This window comes from Mycolicibacterium chubuense (genome assembly GCF_001044255.1).
GTDB lineage: Bacteria > Actinomycetota > Actinomycetes > Mycobacteriales > Mycobacteriaceae > Mycobacterium > Mycobacterium chubuense.
Genome location: NZ_JYNX01000096.1, coordinates 32,935 through 50,957 on the forward strand (window position 1 = coordinate 32,935; position 18,023 = coordinate 50,957).

The 18,023-nt window shown below is 69.6% G+C and carries 15 protein-coding genes and 1 pseudogene; 3 read left to right on the forward strand and 13 right to left on the reverse strand.

The features are described 5' to 3' along the window. Positions 1 to 46 precede the first annotated feature (46 nt). The 10 genes from fadD32 to glf form a co-directional block, all read right to left on the reverse strand. A complete protein-coding gene (fadD32, locus tag MCHUDSM44219_RS28250; protein WP_048421597.1) occupies positions 47 to 1,936 on the reverse strand; it encodes a long-chain-fatty-acid--AMP ligase FadD32 in 1,890 nt (629 codons plus the stop codon). Positions 1,937 to 2,084: 148 nt separating this feature from the next. Then, complete coding sequence (culp6, locus tag MCHUDSM44219_RS28255) at positions 2,085 to 3,095, reverse strand: carboxylesterase Culp6 (RefSeq protein WP_048421598.1); 1,011 nt, start codon at positions 3,093 to 3,095, stop codon at positions 2,085 to 2,087. Positions 3,096 to 3,110: 15 nt separating this feature from the next. Beyond that, positions 3,111 to 3,548, reverse strand: coding sequence for a DUF732 domain-containing protein (locus MCHUDSM44219_RS28260; RefSeq protein WP_236695614.1), 438 nt, complete (start codon positions 3,546 to 3,548; stop codon positions 3,111 to 3,113). A gap of 82 nt (positions 3,549 to 3,630) precedes the next feature. Next, complete coding sequence (locus MCHUDSM44219_RS28265) at positions 3,631 to 4,515, reverse strand: esterase family protein (protein ID WP_048421599.1); 885 nt, start codon at positions 4,513 to 4,515, stop codon at positions 3,631 to 3,633. A 133-nt stretch (positions 4,516 to 4,648) separates the two neighbouring features. After that, on the reverse strand, positions 4,649 to 5,686 hold the full coding sequence (locus MCHUDSM44219_RS28270; protein ID WP_048421600.1) for an esterase family protein: 1,038 nt from the start codon (positions 5,684 to 5,686) through the stop codon (positions 4,649 to 4,651). A 220-nt stretch (positions 5,687 to 5,906) separates the two neighbouring features. Continuing rightward, positions 5,907 to 7,913: a terminal beta-(1->2)-arabinofuranosyltransferase gene (gene zomB, locus MCHUDSM44219_RS28275; protein ID WP_082162444.1), complete on the reverse strand. Its 2,007-nt coding sequence runs from the start codon at positions 7,911 to 7,913 to the stop codon at positions 5,907 to 5,909. Beyond that, positions 7,891 to 8,829: a decaprenyl-phosphate phosphoribosyltransferase gene (locus MCHUDSM44219_RS28280; RefSeq protein WP_048421601.1), complete on the reverse strand. Its 939-nt coding sequence runs from the start codon at positions 8,827 to 8,829 to the stop codon at positions 7,891 to 7,893. The genes zomB and MCHUDSM44219_RS28280 overlap by 23 nt, the downstream gene beginning before the upstream one ends. Next, positions 8,826 to 9,353, reverse strand: coding sequence for a phosphatase PAP2 family protein (locus MCHUDSM44219_RS28285; protein WP_048421602.1), 528 nt, complete (start codon positions 9,351 to 9,353; stop codon positions 8,826 to 8,828). The genes MCHUDSM44219_RS28280 and MCHUDSM44219_RS28285 overlap by 4 nt, the downstream gene beginning before the upstream one ends. Further along, entirely contained in the window at positions 9,346 to 11,277 is a 1,932-nt protein-coding gene (locus MCHUDSM44219_RS28290) for a glycosyltransferase (RefSeq protein WP_048421603.1), read from the reverse strand. Before MCHUDSM44219_RS28290 ends, MCHUDSM44219_RS28285 begins: the two co-directional genes overlap by 8 nt. A 1-nt stretch (position 11,278) precedes the next feature. After that, the gene (gene glf / locus MCHUDSM44219_RS28295) at positions 11,279 to 12,502 is read right to left on the reverse strand and encodes a UDP-galactopyranose mutase (RefSeq protein WP_048421604.1); all 1,224 of its coding nucleotides are present in this window, start codon (positions 12,500 to 12,502) and stop codon (positions 11,279 to 11,281) included. Positions 12,503 to 12,681: 179 nt separating this feature from the next. Between glf and MCHUDSM44219_RS28300 the strand changes: the two genes are divergently transcribed. Both MCHUDSM44219_RS28300 and MCHUDSM44219_RS28305 read left to right on the forward strand, forming a co-directional pair. Next, the gene (locus tag MCHUDSM44219_RS28300) at positions 12,682 to 13,647 is read left to right on the forward strand and encodes an exported repetitive protein Erp (protein ID WP_048421605.1); all 966 of its coding nucleotides are present in this window, start codon (positions 12,682 to 12,684) and stop codon (positions 13,645 to 13,647) included. Positions 13,648 to 13,797: 150 nt separating this feature from the next. Further along, positions 13,798 to 15,423: an N-acetylmuramoyl-L-alanine amidase gene (locus tag MCHUDSM44219_RS28305; RefSeq protein ID WP_048421606.1), complete on the forward strand. Its 1,626-nt coding sequence runs from the start codon at positions 13,798 to 13,800 to the stop codon at positions 15,421 to 15,423. Between the two features lies 1 nt (position 15,424). Here the strand turns inward: MCHUDSM44219_RS28305 and MCHUDSM44219_RS28310 are convergent, their stop codons facing one another. From MCHUDSM44219_RS28310 to MCHUDSM44219_RS28320, 3 genes are read right to left on the reverse strand one after another with little or no spacing between them, the layout of a single operon-like run. Next, complete coding sequence (locus tag MCHUDSM44219_RS28310) at positions 15,425 to 16,237, reverse strand: Cof-type HAD-IIB family hydrolase (protein ID WP_048421607.1); 813 nt, start codon at positions 16,235 to 16,237, stop codon at positions 15,425 to 15,427. Then, the gene (locus MCHUDSM44219_RS28315; RefSeq protein WP_048421608.1) at positions 16,234 to 16,977 is read right to left on the reverse strand and encodes a lysophospholipid acyltransferase family protein; all 744 of its coding nucleotides are present in this window, start codon (positions 16,975 to 16,977) and stop codon (positions 16,234 to 16,236) included. The genes MCHUDSM44219_RS28310 and MCHUDSM44219_RS28315 overlap by 4 nt, the downstream gene beginning before the upstream one ends. Before the next feature lie 3 nt (positions 16,978 to 16,980). Then, positions 16,981 to 17,751, reverse strand: coding sequence for a lysophospholipid acyltransferase family protein (locus MCHUDSM44219_RS28320; RefSeq protein ID WP_048421609.1), 771 nt, complete (start codon positions 17,749 to 17,751; stop codon positions 16,981 to 16,983). Positions 17,752 to 17,788: 37 nt separating this feature from the next. Between MCHUDSM44219_RS28320 and MCHUDSM44219_RS28325 the strand changes: the two are divergent. Then, positions 17,789 to 18,023: pseudogene (locus tag MCHUDSM44219_RS28325) on the forward strand (aminoglycoside 3'-phosphotransferase); the annotation flags it as partial.

Genomic DNA, 18,023 nt, shown 5'->3' on the forward strand with positions numbered 1-18,023 from the left:
ACAGGCGGCCCGCACGGGCCGCCGTTGCCGTTGCTGTAGTTGAGCGTCAGTCCGTCTCGTCCGGGAAGGCGTTGGCCACCTTGCCGCTGCGCAGGCTGCCGTCGAGATACGCCGACCGGCAGGCCCGGCGGCCGATCTTGCCGCTCGACGTCCGCGGGATGGCCCCGGCGGGCGTGAGCAGCACGTCGCGCACGGTCACGCCGTGCCGCACCGCGATCGCGGCGCGGATGTCGTCGGCGATCGGTCCCATCTCGAGCTTGTGCGCGCCGGGCGCCCGCTCGCCGACGATCACCAGCTGCTCGGACGTGTCGTTGGGGTCACGCTTGAGCCCGGAGTGGGCGTCGGCGAACACCTCGTCGGGCAGCTGGTTGGCCGGCACGGAGAACGCCGCGACGAACCCGGTGCGCAGCGCCTTGGTGGCCTCCTGCGCGGAGTACTCCAGGTCCTGCGGGTAGTGGTTGCGGCCGTCGATGATCACCAGGTCCTTGGTGCGGCCGGTGATGAACAGCTCACCGTCGTGGTAGGCGCCGAGGTCGCCCGTCCGGACCCAGGTCGCGTCGTCGGCGGCGCCTTCGGCGTGCGACGGTTCGGTGCGCGACTTGAGGATGTTGTGGAAAGTGGCGGCGGTTTCGTCGGGCTTGCCCCAGTAGCCGGTGCCCATGTTCTGGCCGCTGATCCATACTTCACCGATCTGACCGTCGGGCAGCTCGGTGGCACTGTCGGCGTCGACGATGACCGCCCACTCCGCGACACCGATCTTGCCGGCGCCGGCCTGCGCGACCGCCTTGGGCGAATCCGCCGGCACTTCGACGAAGCGGTGGCTGTTGAGCTCGTCGCGGTCGACGTGGATGATCCGCGGCTCGGCGTTCATCGGGGTGGTCGACACGAACAGCGTGGCCTCGGCTAGGCCGTAGGACGGCTTGATCGCCTGCGGCTTGAACCCGAACGGGCTGAACGCCTCGTTGAACCGGTTCACCGTGGCCGCCGAGATCGGCTCGCTGCCGTTGAGGATGCACTTGATGTTGGACAGATCGATCGCCGGCTCATCTTCTTTGGGGACGCCGCGTGCCGCCGCATGGTCGAACGCGAAGTTCGGCGCCACCGAGATGGTGCCGCCGGTGTCGCCCTCTTTGCGCGCCATCTCGCGGATCCACCGGCCGGGGCGGCGGACGAACGCGGCGGGCGTCATGAACGTGATGTAGTGCCCGAGCATCGGGGACAGCAGCACCGTGATGAGACCCATGTCGTGGAAGAACGGCAGCCACGAGACGCCGCGGTCGCCCTCCTGGCCGTCGAGCGCCTCGATCACCTGCACGACGTTGGTGGCGAGGTTGAGGTGGGTGATCTGCACGCCGGTCGGGATGCGGGTCGAACCCGATGTGTACTGCAGGTAGGCGATCGTGTCGTGTGTGACCTCGACCGGTTCCCATGTCGCGCCGACCTCGTCGGGCACGGCGTCGACGGCGATCACGCGCGGGCGCTGATTGGCCGGGCGGGTGCGGAAGAATTTACGGACGCCCTCAGCGGCCGCCGTCGTGGTCAGGATCGCCGTCGGGTGGCAGTCGTCGAGCACGGCGTGCAGGCGCCCCACATGGCCGGGCTCGTTCGGATCGAACAGGGGTACCGCGATGCGGCCGGCGTACAGGGTTCCGAAGAAGGCGACGAGATAGTCGAGGTTCTGCGGGCACAGGATAGCGACCCGGTCACCGGGCTGGGTCACCTGCTGCAGCCGGGCACCGACGGCCTTGTTGCGCGCGCCGAAGTCGGCCCAGTGCAGGTCGCGGTTGACGCCGTCGCGCTCGGTCGAGAAGTCGACGAACCGGTAGGCGAGCTTGTCTCCACGAACCTTCGCCCATCGTTCGACGTGCTTGACCAGGTTCCCGTTGTCGGGGAACTTGATCAGTCCGTCCTTGATGAACGGGTTATGGAAGGCCATCTCAACTCCAATCACATGGGATAGATCCCAAGCCCCGAAGATCGTACCGGGGCAACGGCTCCCCGCCCTTCAGCCGCGTCAAACGCTCTTAGATTTCCCTTAATGTTAGGGGACGGCCACACGCGGGCCAAATCCCCTCGGTCACGTGTCAGCCATGTTTCGGACGCGGAGCGTTATCGATCAGGCCCTGCGCCCAGTTCAGCGTCCACGCGGTGGCCGGTTGGCCGTCGATGTTCCAGAACTGCGGCGTGGCGTACAACGCGTGCACCGGCTGGCCCGCGCCACCGCTGAGCACCTCGATCGTCCTGGGCAGCTGGGTGATGTTGAACGCCGACGTCGGCGCCGCGCAGATCAGGTCACCGCGCGCGCAGATCTCGTTGGTGCGGTCGTTGAGCGCCCCGAAACCACCTGGCCGCGGGCCTGTCATCGTCAGACCCAGCGCCGAGAGCGTCGGCACCTCGTGCAGCGTGATCTCCGCGCCCTGACCGTCCGGGTTGGGGCCGATGTCCTGCCCGACGCCGTCCTGCCTGCGGCCGTCGGCCACCAGCGTCACCCCGAGCACCAGGTCCTGGTCGACGGGTCCGCGCCCGTTGCCGATGTCGCTGGCGATGTCACCGGCGATCACCGCACCCTGGGAGAACCCGATCAGCACGTAGCTGGTCAGCGGGCAGCGGTTGTTCATGTCCGTCATCGCCTGCACCGCGGCCCGGGTGCCCTCCGCGCGGCTGTCGTTGTACGACATCTGAGTGTCCGCCGAGAGCGGATTGTGGAACTGCGCGGTGTAGGGAACCGTGAACACCTCGACGCGGTCGGTGCCGAACTGAGCCCGGATCGGGTTGGTGACGTTGAGCAGCAGCGCCGCCGGGAACTGCGCCGGGTTGAACGGATCCAGCACCGGCGAGGACTCCCAGGTGCCCGGGATCGAGATCAGCTGCACGTCCGGGCAGCTGGCGTCCTGGAACTCCGGGCGCGGCTTACTCGGCGATGACGGCGCGCCGGTCGGCGGCACGGCCGAGGGCGGAACCGCCGTCGGCGGGCTCTCGGGCCGGCGCAGCACGACGATGACGACCGCCACGATCAGGACGACGACGAGGCCCACCGCCCCGGCGGCGAACAGCGCCAGCAGGCGGTGGCGTTTCCGCCGATTGGTCTTGGCCATGGATTCTGGAGGCTCCTAGCAGAGTCGGTCTGTCGCGATGCGAATGTAGTCGGCGGTCTCGTCGTGGAGTTCACTCGCCGACGGCTTGCCCGCGTGGGCGTCGGAGCCCGGATCGCTGGCGTCGTTGCGCACCAGCGGCGCGACGAACTCCCAGACCGCCTGATCGGGCTGCTTGGCCGCGCGCGCCTGGCAGACGTAAGAGCCGATGCTCAGCGCCGACAGATCGCTGGTGGGCCGCACGCCTTCCGAGCGGAGTGCGTCGAGATAGGCACGCTGGCGCGGCGTCACCATCAGCGCGTTGGACTGCCCGCCCGGCGCAGGGGGCCCGGGCGGCTGCGCCCCGCCCTGTCCGTGCGTCGGCGCCGGCTCGACCTCGGAGTTCATCCCCGAGATCACGTCGTCGCCGGCCGAGCATCCGGTCAGCCACGCCGACGAGGCGACGAGCAGGCACACTCCTGCTGCTCCCGCTCGCGCGGACCGTGACCCGTGTTGCACGTCCTCCAAGGTACCGGGGGCACCAGCGGGTGCCCGGGACCTACCGGATGGTCGTGACCAGCTCGCCGGACATCGCGGCCAACTGTCCGCTCCACGTGCCCCAGTCGTGATTGCCCGAGGTCGGGAAGTCGAAGTGGCCGTTGCCTCCGCCGATCGAGCGGTAGTGCTGGTAGAACGTGCGGTTGCTGCCCTGGGCCTGGTCGCAGTAGCCGATCATCGCCGGCACGTCGGTGCAGGTCGTGGTCGACGGGCTGAAGACCCACAGCCGGGTGTTGTTGTCCACCAGCAACTGTGCGTGCACGTCCGGGTCGTGCCACTTCCAGCGGCCCAGCTGTGGCAGACCCCACATGTTCCGGGTGTCCACGCCGCCGAACTGTGCGAGCCCGGCGGTGATCGCGCCGTTCATGTAGGTGTTGGACGGGGTCAGGAAGCCCGACAGCGAGCCGGCGAACCGGTAGCGGTCGGGATGGAAGGTCGCCATCGTCAACGCGCCGGTGCCGCCCATCGAAGCGCCGACGATGCCGTGCCCACCGGGGGCCAGCCCCTTGTTGGCGGCCAGCCAGTTCGGCAGCTCGTCAGCCAGGAAGGTCTCCCACTGCTTGGAGCCGTCCTGCTCCCAGTTGGTGTACATGCTCCACGCGCCGCCGGCCGGGGCGACCACCGAGATGCCCTTGCCGGCCAGGGTGTTCATCGCATTGCCGGCCGTCACCCAGTTGCTGACGTCGGGCGCGCCGTTGAACGCGTCGAGGAGTACCACCGCGTGCGGGCCGCCGCCCTGGAACGCGACCGGGATCGCGCGACCCATCGCCGCCGAGGGCACCATCAGCATCTCGACGCCCTGCGCGTGACCGGTGCCTGCCCCTCCGGCGAAGACTGCCGCCACAGCCAGCACCGTCGCCATGATTGTCCGGATCAGCGCACGCATCGACCCCCACCTCTCCTATCGCCCGACCGCAACGTAGTGAACCACATCACCCCGACGCGGCGGGGCGCAAGCGACTGACGGCGGTGACCCGTGGGGGTCACCGCCGTCAGAATCGGTCTCGCTGGGCTCAGGCTCAGCCGGCCGGGGCGGGCGCCGGAGCATCCGCCGGGGCGGCCGGAGCCGAAGGCTGCGGCACCGCGCCGAGCACCCGCTGGACGTCGGGCTTCATCTGCTGGAGCTGCTGGCCCCAGTAGCCCCAGTCGTGGGCACCGGACGACGGGAAGTTGAAGACCCCGTTGGTGCCACCGGCCTTGAGGTACTCCTCTTGGAAGGTCCGGTTGGTGCGGATCGTGAGGCCCTCGAGGAACTTGGCGGGCAGGTTGTTGCCGCCCAGCTCCGACGGCTTGCCGTTGCCGCAGTAGATCCAGATGCGGGTGTTGTTGGCGACGAGCTTGCCGATGTTGACCAACGGGTCGTTGCGCTTCCACGCGCTGTTGGGATCCTCGGTGGGGCCCCACATGTCGTTGGCCTTGTAGCCGCCGGCGTCACCCATCGAGATGTTGACCAGCGCAGGCCACCAGCCCTCGGAGAGGTTCAGGAAGCCCGACAGCGAGCCGGCGTACTGGAACTGCTGCGGGTGGTAGATCGCCAGCGTCAGCGCCGCCGATCCCGCCATCGAGAGGCCGACGGCCGCGTTGCGGTTGGGGTTCACACCCTTGTTGGCCGCGAGGTAGGCGGGGAGCTCCTGGGTGAGGAAGGTCTCCCACTTGTAGGTCTGGCAACCGGACTTGCCGCACGCCGGCTTGTACCAGTCGCTGTAGAAGCTGGACTGGCCGCCGACCGGCATGATCGTGGCCAGACCGGAGTCCAGGTACCACTCGAATGCCTGCGTGTTGATGTCCCAGCCGTTGAAGTCGTCCTGCGCACGCAGGCCGTCGAGCAGGTAGAGGCCGGGCGCGTTCGGCCCGCCGCTCTGGAACTGGACCTTGATGTCGCGCCCCATACCGGCCGACGGCACCATCAGGTACTCCACCGGCAGACCCGGACGGGAGAAAGCTCCCGCGGTCGCGGAGCCGCCGACGGCCCCGATCACGGCCGGCAACACGGCGGCCACCAGGGCCGCGATCGTGAGCCGGCGCGCATTGGCGCGCAGCATTCCAACGAACTTCATGCTTGTTTCTGTCCCATCTGTTTTCGTACAGCAGCAACGAGCCGCCGATCCCCGACCCGGCATCGTGCCCGTGTAGTCAACCACACCTTTGTGGTCATCTCTTCTCGCCGCGAGCCTCGCCCGCGATCCCCGTCACATGCCTTATCCGACGGACGTGTCCACTACGTTACGTAAGCAGAAAACCCTCCGACTGGCCAAATCCGGCACAGATTCCGATCACTCACGGCCCGGTCGGGGGCAGCCCGGTGTACGGCGGATCGACCGGTTCGGGGACCGGAAGACCGCACCGCGCAAGCTCATACAGCGGCACCCTGTCGATGCGGTACCGGGTGTACTCCGCGGCGTGCATCACATTGGACAGAAAGCGCCGGAAACCCATCGGCGCGCGGATCGCGTCGAGCACCTTGTCGGTCTCGGGACACTTCAGCGCGGCCTCGGCCTGCCGGATCCAGTCCTCGTCCAGATACTGCGGAATCCACGGCGGTTCCTTGAGGAACGGGCCCTCGGCCACCGCCCAGTCGGGGAACAGGTTCTTGTCGTGGCCGATGCGGCCGTCGGTGAGCCGCGCGGTGTGGGCGGCCAGCGGGTTCGCCAGCCCGATCTGGTCGATCACCCGCACGTCGAGCCCGACGTTCATGCCGAGCATGCCGAGGTTGGTGAAGAACACCGTGTGCGGGCCGACGTACCCGCCGACGGCCGCCGCGCGCACGTCCGGCGGCGGAGGCAGCGCCGGCACCACGTCCCACCGGTCGTAGTCGCCCGACGGCAACAGCAACGCCCCGTCGGGGGTGTTCTCGATCGCGGTGAGCACCGCCCGCATCCGCGGATAGTCCAGATAGTCGGCCGCGGTCAACGGGTGCGCGTGACCGGTCGCCTGGGAGTAGAACCGGCGCTCGTCGACGATGCCGCTGTAGGTGACGCGGGTGGCGTCGGCGCCCATCCCCGGCGAATTGGCCGCCCACAGCGCCCATCCCGCCACGGCCAGCCACAGCACCGCGGTGGCCCCGGCGTAGAGGTATCCGGCGCCGCGCGCCATCCGGGACCGGTCCGGCAGCAGCAGCGGGATCACCGCCACCGGGGCCAGCAGGCAGAACAGCGGGGTCAGCAACACCCGGCCGTGCATGAAATCGCCGCCCTGCCGGATCCAGTACACCGCCTGCAGCAGACCGGAGATCAGCATGAACGCCACGACCGCGGGCGGGCTCTGCACCGTGCGGGCGATCCAGCCGGACTCCTTGCGGGCGCCCCGGTCGCCCCAGGAGGGCCGTCCGCGCAGTAACAGCACCATCAGGCCGAGCCCGATGAGCAGGACCGCGGGCGCCCACAGCAGGTACGGCTGATTGAAGTTGGCGAGATAGACCAGGCCCTGGTCCCACTTGGCGCCGGAGGCGTCCTTGGCCAGTGCGGTGCCCGGCACCAGCAGCCCGTAGTAACCCATCCGGAAGATCTGGTAGGCCACCGGGATCAGGCCGCCCACGACGACGAGCGCCAGCCGCCGTCGCCACGTGGGCGCCGCGACGAGCATCATCACCAGCGCGAGGCCGCCGATCAGCGCGAGCTCGGGGCGCACCAGCACCGACATTCCGGCGACCACCGCCAGCGTCGCGTCGAATCCGCGTGAGGTGCGTTCGCCGTCGGGGCGGCGCAGGCCCTGCGACCAGCACACCATCATCCACCACAGCAGGCCCAGATAGGCCAGCACCAAACCATTTTCGAGGCCGGAGGTGGCGAAGTCGCGCGCCGGCGGGATCGCGATGTAGACCAGTGCGCCTGCGGGCAGGAACACCGCGCGCCGCCCGGTCAGGCCGGGGGCGTACAGCCGGGCGGTGCCGAACATCACCAGCACCACACCGAGCACGCTGAGCGTCAGCGCGAGCACCAGCGCGACGTACTCGAGCCGGGCGGAGCCCGCCACGAATCCGCCGAGGGTGACCAGATAGGACCACACCGTCGAGGTGTTCGCCTCCACCCGCTCGCCGGCGTTGAACACCGGGCCGTTACCCGCCAACAGGTTTCGCACCGTGCGGAGCACGATCAGGCCGTCGTCGGCGATCCAGCGGCGCTGCCAGGCGCCCCAGCCGAACAGCGCGGCCACCGTCACCACGCTCACCCACAGGCTGACCCGCACCCACACGTGGTACGGGAAGGCGGGCCACCGGTTCAGCCGGGTGGCCGCCGCCTCCGTGAACGGGCGGCTCAGCCGATCAGCTGAGGAAGATTGCGGCACCGACGGTTCCGATCCACGCCACCGCGAGCAGTTGCAGCACCCGGTCCTTCAACGCGATCTCCTCGGGCTCGCCGGCCAGGCCGCCGTCGACGTCGACCGCGTAGCGCAGTATCGCGATCACGAACGGCACCATCGACACCACGAACCAGGAGGTGTCGCCCATCGCATCGCGTTCGAAGGCCCACAGCCCGTAGCAGAGCACCAGCGCGGTCGCCGAGAGCGTCCACACGAAGCGCAGGTACGAGCTGGTGTAGCTCTCCAGGGATTTGCGGATCTTCGCGCCGGTCCGTTCGGCCAGTTGCAGTTCGGCGTAGCGCTTGCCGGCCGCCATGAACAGCGAGCCGAACGCCATCATCAACAGGAACCATTGCGACAGCGGCACATTGGCCGCGACGCCACCGGCGATCGCCCGGATCAGGAAGCCCGACGACACGATGCAGATGTCGATGACGGCCTGGTGCTTCAGGCCGAAGCAGTAGGCCAGCTGGATGCCGATGTAGACCGCCATCACCAGCGCCAGGTTCGGGGTGACCATCCACGAGATCGCCAGGGACGCAACGCCGAGCACCACGGCCAGCGTGTAGGCCAGCCACTCGGGCACCACCCCGGCGGCGATCGGCCGGAAGCGCTTGGTGGGATGTGCCCGGTCGGCCTCCACGTCGCGGGCGTCGTTGACCAGGTACACCGACGACGCCGCGAGGCTGAACACGACGAACGCGATCGACACCCGGATGAGGACGTCGCGGTAGTCGTAGGCGTAGCGGTCGTCGCCGAGGGCGGCCAGCGGCGCCGCGAACACCAGGACGTTCTTGACCCACTGACGCGGGCGCAGCGCCTTGACGAGGCCGGCGGGAAGGCTCTTGGGAGGCCCGGCCGACGACGAGCCCGTCTGCTGACCCACCTGGGATGCGCTCATCGTGTCGCTCCTTCGACCCCGTCGGCCACCCTGCCGACCACGTTGGCAACGATCGCCCCGACGGCCACCCCGGTGAGCACGTCGCTCGGGTAGTGCACACCGAGCACCATGCGCGACAACGCCATCGGGGGCACCAGCAGCGCCGGCAGCGGCAGCCCGGTGGGCCGGGCCAGCAACACGGCCGCCGCGGTGGTGGACGTCGCGTGCGCCGACGGGAAGCTCAGCCGGCTCGGGGTGCCGACGTTGACCGCGATGGCCGGATGGTGCGGGCGTTCGCGGCGCACCACCCGTTTGATGATCACCGCGGCGGCGTGGGCGGCGAACGCTCCCACCCCGGCGGTCAGGTACTCGCGGCGCCGGGCCGGCGCCAGCCAGGCTCCGAGCGCGGCGACGGTGAGCCAGCCCAGACTGTGCTCGCCGAAGTGCGACAGCGCGCGGGCCAGCGGCAGCACGCCGGGCCGGTCGGCCACCGCCGACTGCACGGCCACCAGCACGGCGTCCTCGCCGTGTGGCGTGTCAGGCATGGGAGCTCTCGAGCAGGACGGTCTCCCACTTCTGCGTGCTGGTCAGCATCGGCAGCGCGGCGCGGTACGCCTTGCGCATCCGGTTGAACTTGCGGGCCAGCAGCGCCTGGCGCTTCAGCGACTCGCGCAGCAACGCGAACATCTTCTCGCGGTCACGCTGGCGGTAGACCACGCCACGGCCGTCGGCGGTGGTCACCGTGACACCGTCGACGTTGCACAGCGAGAACCAGCGGGCGTCCTGGGTCGCGACGTTGACCTGCGGGCGGCGGTGGTGCTCGGGATCGTGCGCCTTGAGCTGATGCACGACGCCGCGGCCCAGGCGCAGCGAGATGGACACCGGGTTGGTGGGGATCTCCACCTTCTTGCGCCAGCGCTTGTCCGACGGCGTCGGCAGCGTCGTCGCGCTCGGCAGCACGACCGCGTCGGGGTACTGCGCGCGCATCGCGCGCACGTCGGGCAGCGACGACTCCAGGATCGAGAACAGGTTCTCGGGCCCGGCGAGGAAGTCGTCCATCGCCTTGTTCTGGATCGCAACCGTCGAATACTCAAGGCAGAGAAGGTGTTTCAGGGTGGCCTTGAGGTGGCTGCGGAGCAGCCCCTTGACATTGCCGTCCCAGTGCAGCGCCGCCACGATCAGCCGGTTGCGCAGGTGGAAGTACGCCTGCCAGTCGATCGCGTCGTCCTTGTCGCTCCACGCCATGTGCCAGATCGCCGCGCCCGGCAACGTCACCGTGGGATAGCCGTGCTCGCCGGCGCGCAGACCGTAGTCGGCGTCGTCCCACTTGATGAACAGGGGCAGCGGCTGACCGAGCTCCTCGGCCACCTGCCGCGGGATCATGCACATCCACCAGCCGTTGTAGTCGACGTCGATGCGGCGGTGCAGCAGCCGGCTGCGGTACTCGTCCTCGTCGTTGAGCGGGTACTTGGCGAAGTTGTGGTCGTACTCGGTGTTGACCGCCCCGGTCCACATGAAGTTCTCGGAGTCGACCATCTCGCCCATCACGTGCAGGTGGCTGGGCTCCTGCAGGTTGAGCATCTGGCCGCCGACGAGCGTGGGCACCTTGGCGAAGCGGTTCATCGCCAGGGCCCGCAGGATCGAGTCCGGCTCGATGCGGATGTCGTCGTCCATGAACAGGATCTGTTCGCAGTCGGTGTTCTTCAGCGCCTCGTACATCACCCGGCTGTAGCCGCCGGAGCCGCCGAGGTTCGGCTGGTCGTGCACCGAGAGCCGGTTGCCCAGCGCCGCGGCGGCGGCCGCGAAGCCCGGATGGTCCTTGGCCTTCTGGGTGCCCTGGTCGGAGACGATCACCGCGCTGATCACCTCGTCGACCAACGGGTCGAAGGTCAGGGCGGCCAGCGCGTTGACGCAGTCCGAGGGCCGGTTGAACGTCGGGATCCCCACGGCCACGTTCGCGCGCCCCGGGGCGGGGATCGGCGCGTACCAGCCGGCGTGGTGCAGCGTCGAACGGGCGTCGGTGGTGATGTCGAACCAGATCCAGCCGCCGTCTTCGAACGGGGTCAGGTCGACCTCGAACTCCAGCACGGCCGGCTCGTCGCCGGAGCCGGCGATGGGCGCGCCGCCGACGGTGATCCGGGCGCCGGTGGCCTTGGAGCGGTAGACGTCGACGCGGGCGCTGCCGGTCAGCTCCACCCGCAGCACCACGGACTCCAGGATCGACCAGCGTCGCCAGTAGCTGGCCGGGAACGCGTTGAAGTAGGTCGCGAACGACACCTCGGACTCCGCGCCGATCTCCAGCGTGGTGCGGGTGGGGGCGTGCGCGCGCCGGGCGTTGGTGTCGTTCTCGGAGATGTAGAGCTGGCGGACGTCGAGCGGCTCGCCGGGGCGGGGCAGGATGACGCGGGACAGGGGGCTCACGGCCTGTGACTGCCCGGCCTCGAGCGCGCCGGACGGGATGTCACTCATATCAATTGCTTTCTGTGTCGGGGTCGACCAGCGGCGCACCGTCGCGCAGGTGCGGAGCCAGCGTGTTGTCGTACATGTTCAGCGCGCTGGCGATCGCCATGTGCATGTCGAGGTACTGGTAGGTGCCGAGCCGGCCGCCGAACAGTACCTTCGCCGCAGCCGTCTCGGCCTTGGCGCGTGACCGGTAGGTCGCCAGCAGGGCGCGGTCGGTCTCGGTGTTGATCGGGTAGTACGGCTCGTCGTCGTCGGCGGCGAAGCGGGAGTACTCCCGCATGATCACCGTCTTGTCGTCCGGATAGGACCGCTCCGGGTGGAAATGCCGGAACTCGTGGATACGGGTGAACGGCACATCGGCGTCGTTGTAGTTCATGACGGGCGTGCCCTGGAAGTCTCCCGTGGGCAGGACCTCGAGTTCGAAGTCCAGCGTGCGCCAGCCCAGCCGGCCCTCGGCGTAGTCGAAGTAGCGGTCCAGCGGGCCGGTGTAGACCACCGGTGCATCGGGGTTGGCCGCCCGCAGTTCGTCGCGGACGTCGAACCAGTCGGTGTCCAGCCGTACCTCGATCCGCTCGTCGGCGGCCATGTTCTCCAGCCACGCGGTGTACCCGTCGACGGGCAGGCCCTCGTAGGTGTCGTTGAAGTAGCGGTTGTCGAAGGTGTAGCGGACCGGCAGCCGGCTGATGGTCGAGGCGGGCAGCTCCTTGGGATCGGTCTGCCACTGCTTGGCGGTGTAGTCCTTGACGAACGCCTCGTAGAGCGGGCGGCCGATCAGCGAGATCGCCTTCTCCTCGAGGTTCTGCGCCTCGGCGGTGTCGATCTCGGCCGACTGGTCGGCGATCAGCGCGCGCGCCTCGTCGGGGGTGAAATACCGTCCGAAGAACTGGCTGACCAGGCCCAACCCCATCGGGAACTGATACGCCTGGCCGTTGTGCAGTGCGAAGACGCGGTGCTGGTAGCCGGTGAACTCGGTGAACTGCCGCACGTAGTCCCACACCCGCTGGTTGCTGGTGTGGAACAGGTGCGCGCCGTAGCGGTGCACCTCGATGCCGGTCTGCGGTTCGGGCTCGGAGTAGGCGTTGCCGCCCAGGTGTGAGCGCCGCTCGAGGACCAGCACCCGCTTGTTCAGCTGGGTGGCCACCCGTTCGGCGATCGTCAGACCGAAGAACCCGGAGCCGACGACGTAGAGGTCGAAAGGACCGGTCGACGGGCGGGAATCAGAGGAGAACATCGGCAGCAAGGGTATCCGACGGCGGGTGCCGACCCCGAGTTGGCGCAGCGGCGCAGGTCGCGATTAGCTCACGATTCCATATCGTCACTCTAGTCTCACCAGTCACATCAGTACCATCAAACGCGTACGACGTGTATCCGCGCTCTACCGCCTGTAGTCCATGTATTGAGGAGACTTCCGTGCCGAACCGACGTCGCCGCCGGCTCTCGACAGCCCTGAGCACAGTCGCCGCTCTGGCCGTCGCGGGTCCCGTTGCAGTTGTCGCCGCCTCCCAGCTGACCGGCCCGTCCCAGGAGCCGCAGCACCGCGAGTTCCGGCAGGCCGCCACCATCACCGACCTTCCCGGCGAACTGATCAACGCCCTCTCGCAGGGTCTTTCGCAGTTCGGGATCAATCTGCCGCCGTTGCCGACCGGCCTGCTGACCGGGACCGGGGCGTCGTCGCCGACCACCCTGTCCCCCGGCCTGGGTGCCACCGGCCTGGGCGGCACCGGTCTGGGCGGCACCGGTCTGGGCACGCCGTCGCTGACCGACCCCGGCCTGGCCAACCCCGCGCTGACCAGCCCGGTCGGCGCGACCCCGTCGCTCACCGACCCGGCGCTGACGGCCCCCGGCCTGACCACACCAAGCCTGACCACGCCCGGGCTGACCACACCAAGCCTCACCACGCCCGGGCTGACCACACCCAGCCTGACGACACCCGGCTTGACGACACCGAGCCTCACCACGCCGGGCCTCAGCACGCCGGCCGCGCTGACCGACCCGGTCCTCGGTGCCGCGCCGATCTCGACGGCCGGCCTGCCGGCCGCCGGTGAGGTGCCGATCTCGGCGCCGGTCGGCCTGGATCCCGCGCTGGGCGCCTACCCGATCCTCGGCGACCCGTCGCTCGCCGCCACCCAGCCGGTGGCGTCCAGCAGCGGCGGCCTGCTCGGCGATCTGACCAGTGCGGCCAACTCGCTGGGCGCAGGCGAGGCCATCGACCTGCTCAAGGGCGTGCTGATGCCCGCGATCATGTCGGCGGTCAAGCCGCCTGCCGCGGCAGCCGCCGCCGCACCTGCCGCGGCGGCCGACGCCGCGGGCGCTGCTGCGGCTCCGGTGCAGGCCGGCCTCGGCGCCGCCGAAGCGGCGGTGGAATCCGGCGCCTGACGCCATCCACCAACAACGACGTTCCACCCGCTCCCCCGGTCCACCCACGACGACGGCACCGCAGACGCCCAGCGCTGTGCGGTGCCGTCGGCGCGCGTTCCGCGCGTGTCGGAACACCAGTAACACCTGACGCATACGTAACATCGATCCGTGCTGTGTCGTCGCCGGAGGTCGACGCTGATCGCCGCGCTCGCGGGGACGGTGTTGCTGATGGCGCTGCTCGTGCGCGGCATCGCCGTCGCGCCGGACCCCGATCCGTCGCCCGCCATCGCCGCGCCCCAGGTCGTCTCGCAACCGCTCGCCGCGCTCGGCGGCGGTGAGACCATCCGGGAGATCCACCAGGACACCCCGTTCTCGATAGTCGCGCTGACCTCCGGTGATCTGACCGGTACCACCGCGCGGGTGCGGGCGAAGAAGCCCGACGGCTCCTGGGGTCCGTGGTACGACGCCGAGACGCTCGAGGGCGTCGGCCCCACCGGCCACAGCGCCCCGCGCGGCACCGAGCCGCTCTTCGTCGGACGCACCACCACCGTGCAGATCGCGGTCACCCGGCCTCACGACGCCCCGACCACCGGGCCCGCCACCCCGGCGCCCGGGACACGCCCCGCGCTGGGCTACAAGCCCGCCACCGTCGAACAGCCCTTCGGCGAGAACATCAACGCCGTGCTGATCAGTCCGCCGGAGACGCCGGCCGACCTCGCTCCGCTACCCAACGCGGCCACCCCGCCGGGCCAGCCACCGCACATCATCAATCGTGCAGAGTGGGGCGCCGACGAATCGATGCGCTGCGGAGAACCGCGCTACGACACCAGGATTCAGGCCGCCGTCGTGCACCACTCCGCGGGCAGCAACGACTACACGCCGCAGGATTCGGCGGGGATCGTCCGGTCGATCTACGAGTACCACACCCGCACGCTCGGCTGGTGCGACATCGCGTACAACGCCCTGGTGGACAAGTACGGCCAGGTGTTCGAGGGCCGGGCCGGCGGGATGACCCGGCCCGTCGAGGGCTCCCACACCGGCGGGTTCAACCACAACACGTGGGGCGTGGCGATGCTCGGCAACTTCACCGACGTCCCCCCGACCCCGATCCAACTGCGCACCACCGCAAGACTTCTCGGCTGGGTACTGGGTCAGGCCGGCGTCGACCCCCGCGGCACGGTGGTGCTGCCGTCCGAAGGCGGCTCGTTCACGAAGTTCCCGTTCGGCTCGTCGCCCACTCTGCCGACGATCTTCACCCACCGCGACGTCGGCAACACCGAGTGCCCCGGCAACGCGGCCTACGCGGTGATGGACCAGATCCGCGACATCGCCGCGCGATTCAACGATCCGCCCGGGCCCGAGCAGCTCGCCGAACAGTTGCGCGGCGGTGCGATCTTCGCCAAGTGGGACTCGCTGGGCGGGATGAGAAGCTATCTCGGCAAGCCCACCTCGCCCGAGGCATCGGGCGAGGGCTCGGCGCGGTACGTCACGTTCGAACGCGGTGCGGTGTACTGGTCTCCGGAGAGCGGCGCCGAACCCGTCACCGGTGAGCTGTACAAGGCTTGGGGCGCATTGGGATTCGAGCGCGGTGCGCTCGGTCTGCCGACCAGCTCCGAGATCGCCGAGCCGCTGTGGATCGTGCAGAACTTCCAGCACGGCACGCTCAACTTCGACCGCGAGAAGGGCACGGTCACCCGGGTGGTCGACGGTGTCCCCGTGGAACTGCCGCACCAGACCGACGGCCCGGCACCGGTTCAGCTCGAACGCTTCACCCCGCCGATCAATCCGGCCTGAGTCAGCCCCACCACCGCTCGAGGACGCGGGCCACGCCGTCCTCGGCATTGGTCGCCGTCACCTCGTCGGCCGCGGCCACCGCCTCGGGATGAGCGTTACCCATCGCCACGCCCAGTCCCGCCCAGGCGAGCATCGGCACGTCGTTGGGCATGTCCCCGAACGTCACCACCTGGGCCACGTCGATGTCCAGCGGCCGGATCAGCTCCTCGATGCCGGTGGCCTTGCTCACGCCGAGCGGCACGATCTCGATCAGCCCGTTGTTCGTCGAATAGGTGATGTCCCCGGAGAGGCCGACGTGCGCGGCCAGGGCCGCGGCCATGTCGGCGCTGCGCGCACCGGCCTTGCGGATCAGCAGCTTGACCGCGGGCGCGCTGAGCAGGTCCTCGACCGACACCTCGGTGTTGTCCGGATTCAGCCAGGCGTGCTCGTAGCCCGGGGAACTGACGAACTGCGGGGTGGCGGCGTCGTGCGCGCTGGCGCCCACCCGCTCCACCGCGAGACCGGCCCCCGGGATCACCCGGCCGGCGATCTCGGCGAGCTCCCCGAGGGCGTCGGTCGACAGCGTGCGGGCGCTGACGATGCGGTCGACCGCGGGGTCGTAGATGACGGCGCCGTTGGCGCACACCGCCATCGGGGCGAAGCCGAGCTGGTCGACGACCGGGGTCACCCAGCGTGGCGGCCGGCCGGTGGCGAGGACGAACCGGGCGCCGGAGTCGACGACGGCGTGCACCGCCGCGCGGGTGCGCGGGCTGACGGTCTCGTCGTCGTCGAGCAGCGTTCCGTCGACGTCGGTCGCGACGAGTTCCGGTGTCATGACTCGCCCCGTCTGCGCGCCCGCTCGGCGAGCTCGGCCTCGTCGAGCAGCCGGGCCTGCGCCGGTGTCGGCGCGGTACCGCCCAGCCGCCGCGGCAGCCAGGGCGCTCCCGGGGGTTGCGGATAACCCTGCTGGGTCTCGTACAGCACGCCGGTCATCGCCTCCCGCATCGCGTGGCTCAACTCGTCGACGGTGCCGCGCGGCGGGATCGGCGCTCCGACCGCGACGGTGACCGGAATCTTTTTGCGGCCCAACGCCTTCGGCTGGTCCTTGGTCCAGATCCGCTGAGCGCCCCAGACGATCAGCGGGACGATGGGCACGTCGGCCTCCAGCGCCATCCGCGCCGCACCCGTCTTGAACTCCTTGAGCTCGAAGCTGCGGCTGATGGTGGCCTCCGGGTAGACACCGACGATCTCGCCGTCGCGCAGCGCCTCGACGGCGCGGGCGTACGCGCCGGCACCGGCTCTGCGGTCCACCGGGATCGTCTTGGTGTGCTTGATCAGGTAGGCGACGGTCCTCACCTCGTTCATCTCGGCCTTGATCATGAAACGCATGCGCCGCTTCCGGTGCATCGCGGCCAGCGCCGCCGGCAACCAGTCGACATAGCCGGTGTGGTTGATCGCGATGACAGCGCCTCCGGAGGTGGGCAGGTGCTCGAGCCCGTGAAAGGTGATCGTCGTTCCGGTGGCCCGTACCGCCAGCATCGCCACGATCTCGAGCGAGCGGAAGACCGGTTCCACGGCTTACCCCGGCGCCTCGGTGGACGGTCCGGCGCGGCGGGCGGCCTTGGCGGCCGCCTCCTCGGCATCCATCCGGTTCGCCTCGGCCAGCGTCGGCGCGCCACCGCCGAGACGATGCGGCACCCAGAACTCCCCCGGCGGATACGGCCCGTAGGCGTCCTGCACCTCGGCGAGCAGATGCTGCATGCGCGAATGCAGCAGCGCGGTCAGCTCCGCGGCGGGCAGCGTGGGCTCGATCGGCGCACCGACGGCGACGGAGATCGGCACCTTGGGCCGCTTCATGTTCTTCGGGTGACCCTTGGTCCAGATCCGCTGGGCGCCCCACACGATGTGCGGCACGATCGGCACGTCGGCGGCGATCGCCATCCGGGCCGCGCCCGACTTGAAGTCCTTGATCTCGAAGCTGCGGCTGATCGTGGCCTCCGGATAGACGCCGACGAACTCGCCCTCTTTCAGCATCCGGACCGCCTCGGCGAACGACGCGGCCCCGTTGTCGCGGTCCACCTCGATGTGCCGCAGGCTGCGCATGATCGGGCCGGTGACCTTGTGGTCGAAGACCTCTCTCTTGGCCATGAACCGGACCTTGCGGCCCAGGTGCTGTTGGTAGGCGGGCAGCCCGGCGAAGGTGAAGTCGAAGTAGCTGGTGTGGTTGATCGCGATGACCGCGCCGCCGGTGCGCGGCAGGTTCTCGACGCCGGTGACGGTGAACCTCAGGCCCTGCGCGCGCCAGACCAGGCGGGCGAGCTGGATGACTGTGCCGTATACCGGTTCCACAGCCGCAAGCGTAGTGCGTGAGGGGGTGGCCACTGCCGTGAGTACGCCGAGCCGACCGGTTCACGTGCCGAGGGTGGTCGCCGAGATCGCCGGAGACCGGCAGGTCAGCGCGGTCTGGGTCAACGAGCTCGGCGGAGTGACGTTCCGCGTCGGCGGGGTCGACTCGGTGGAGTACGTCAAGACCTACCCCGACGCGGTGGCGCACCTGCTCGACGACGAGGTGGTGCGGCTGCGGTGGGCGCGCCCGCACGCCACCGTGCCGGAGGTGCTCG

Bases quoted from the DNA above. Each gene is read 5' to 3' on its own strand.
- MCHUDSM44219_RS28265 (WP_048421599.1), bottom strand. From the start codon at position 4,515: ATGCGTGCGCTGATCCGGACAATCATGGCGACGGTGCTGGCTGTGGCG.
- MCHUDSM44219_RS28270 (WP_048421600.1), bottom strand. From the start codon at position 5,686: ATGAAGTTCGTTGGAATGCTGCGCGCCAATGCGCGCCGGCTCACGATC.
- MCHUDSM44219_RS28310 (WP_048421607.1), bottom strand. From the start codon at position 16,237: ATGACACCGGAACTCGTCGCGACCGACGTCGACGGAACGCTGCTCGAC.
- MCHUDSM44219_RS28290 (WP_048421603.1), bottom strand. From the start codon at position 11,277: ATGAGTGACATCCCGTCCGGCGCGCTCGAGGCCGGGCAGTCACAGGCC.
- fadD32 (WP_048421597.1), bottom strand. From the start codon at position 1,936: ATGGCCTTCCATAACCCGTTCATCAAGGACGGACTGATCAAGTTCCCC.
- MCHUDSM44219_RS28285 (WP_048421602.1), bottom strand. From the start codon at position 9,353: ATGCCTGACACGCCACACGGCGAGGACGCCGTGCTGGTGGCCGTGCAG.
- glf (WP_048421604.1), bottom strand. From the start codon at position 12,502: ATGTTCTCCTCTGATTCCCGCCCGTCGACCGGTCCTTTCGACCTCTAC.
- MCHUDSM44219_RS28280 (WP_048421601.1), bottom strand. From the start codon at position 8,829: ATGAGCGCATCCCAGGTGGGTCAGCAGACGGGCTCGTCGTCGGCCGGG.
- culp6 (WP_048421598.1), bottom strand. From the start codon at position 3,095: ATGGCCAAGACCAATCGGCGGAAACGCCACCGCCTGCTGGCGCTGTTC.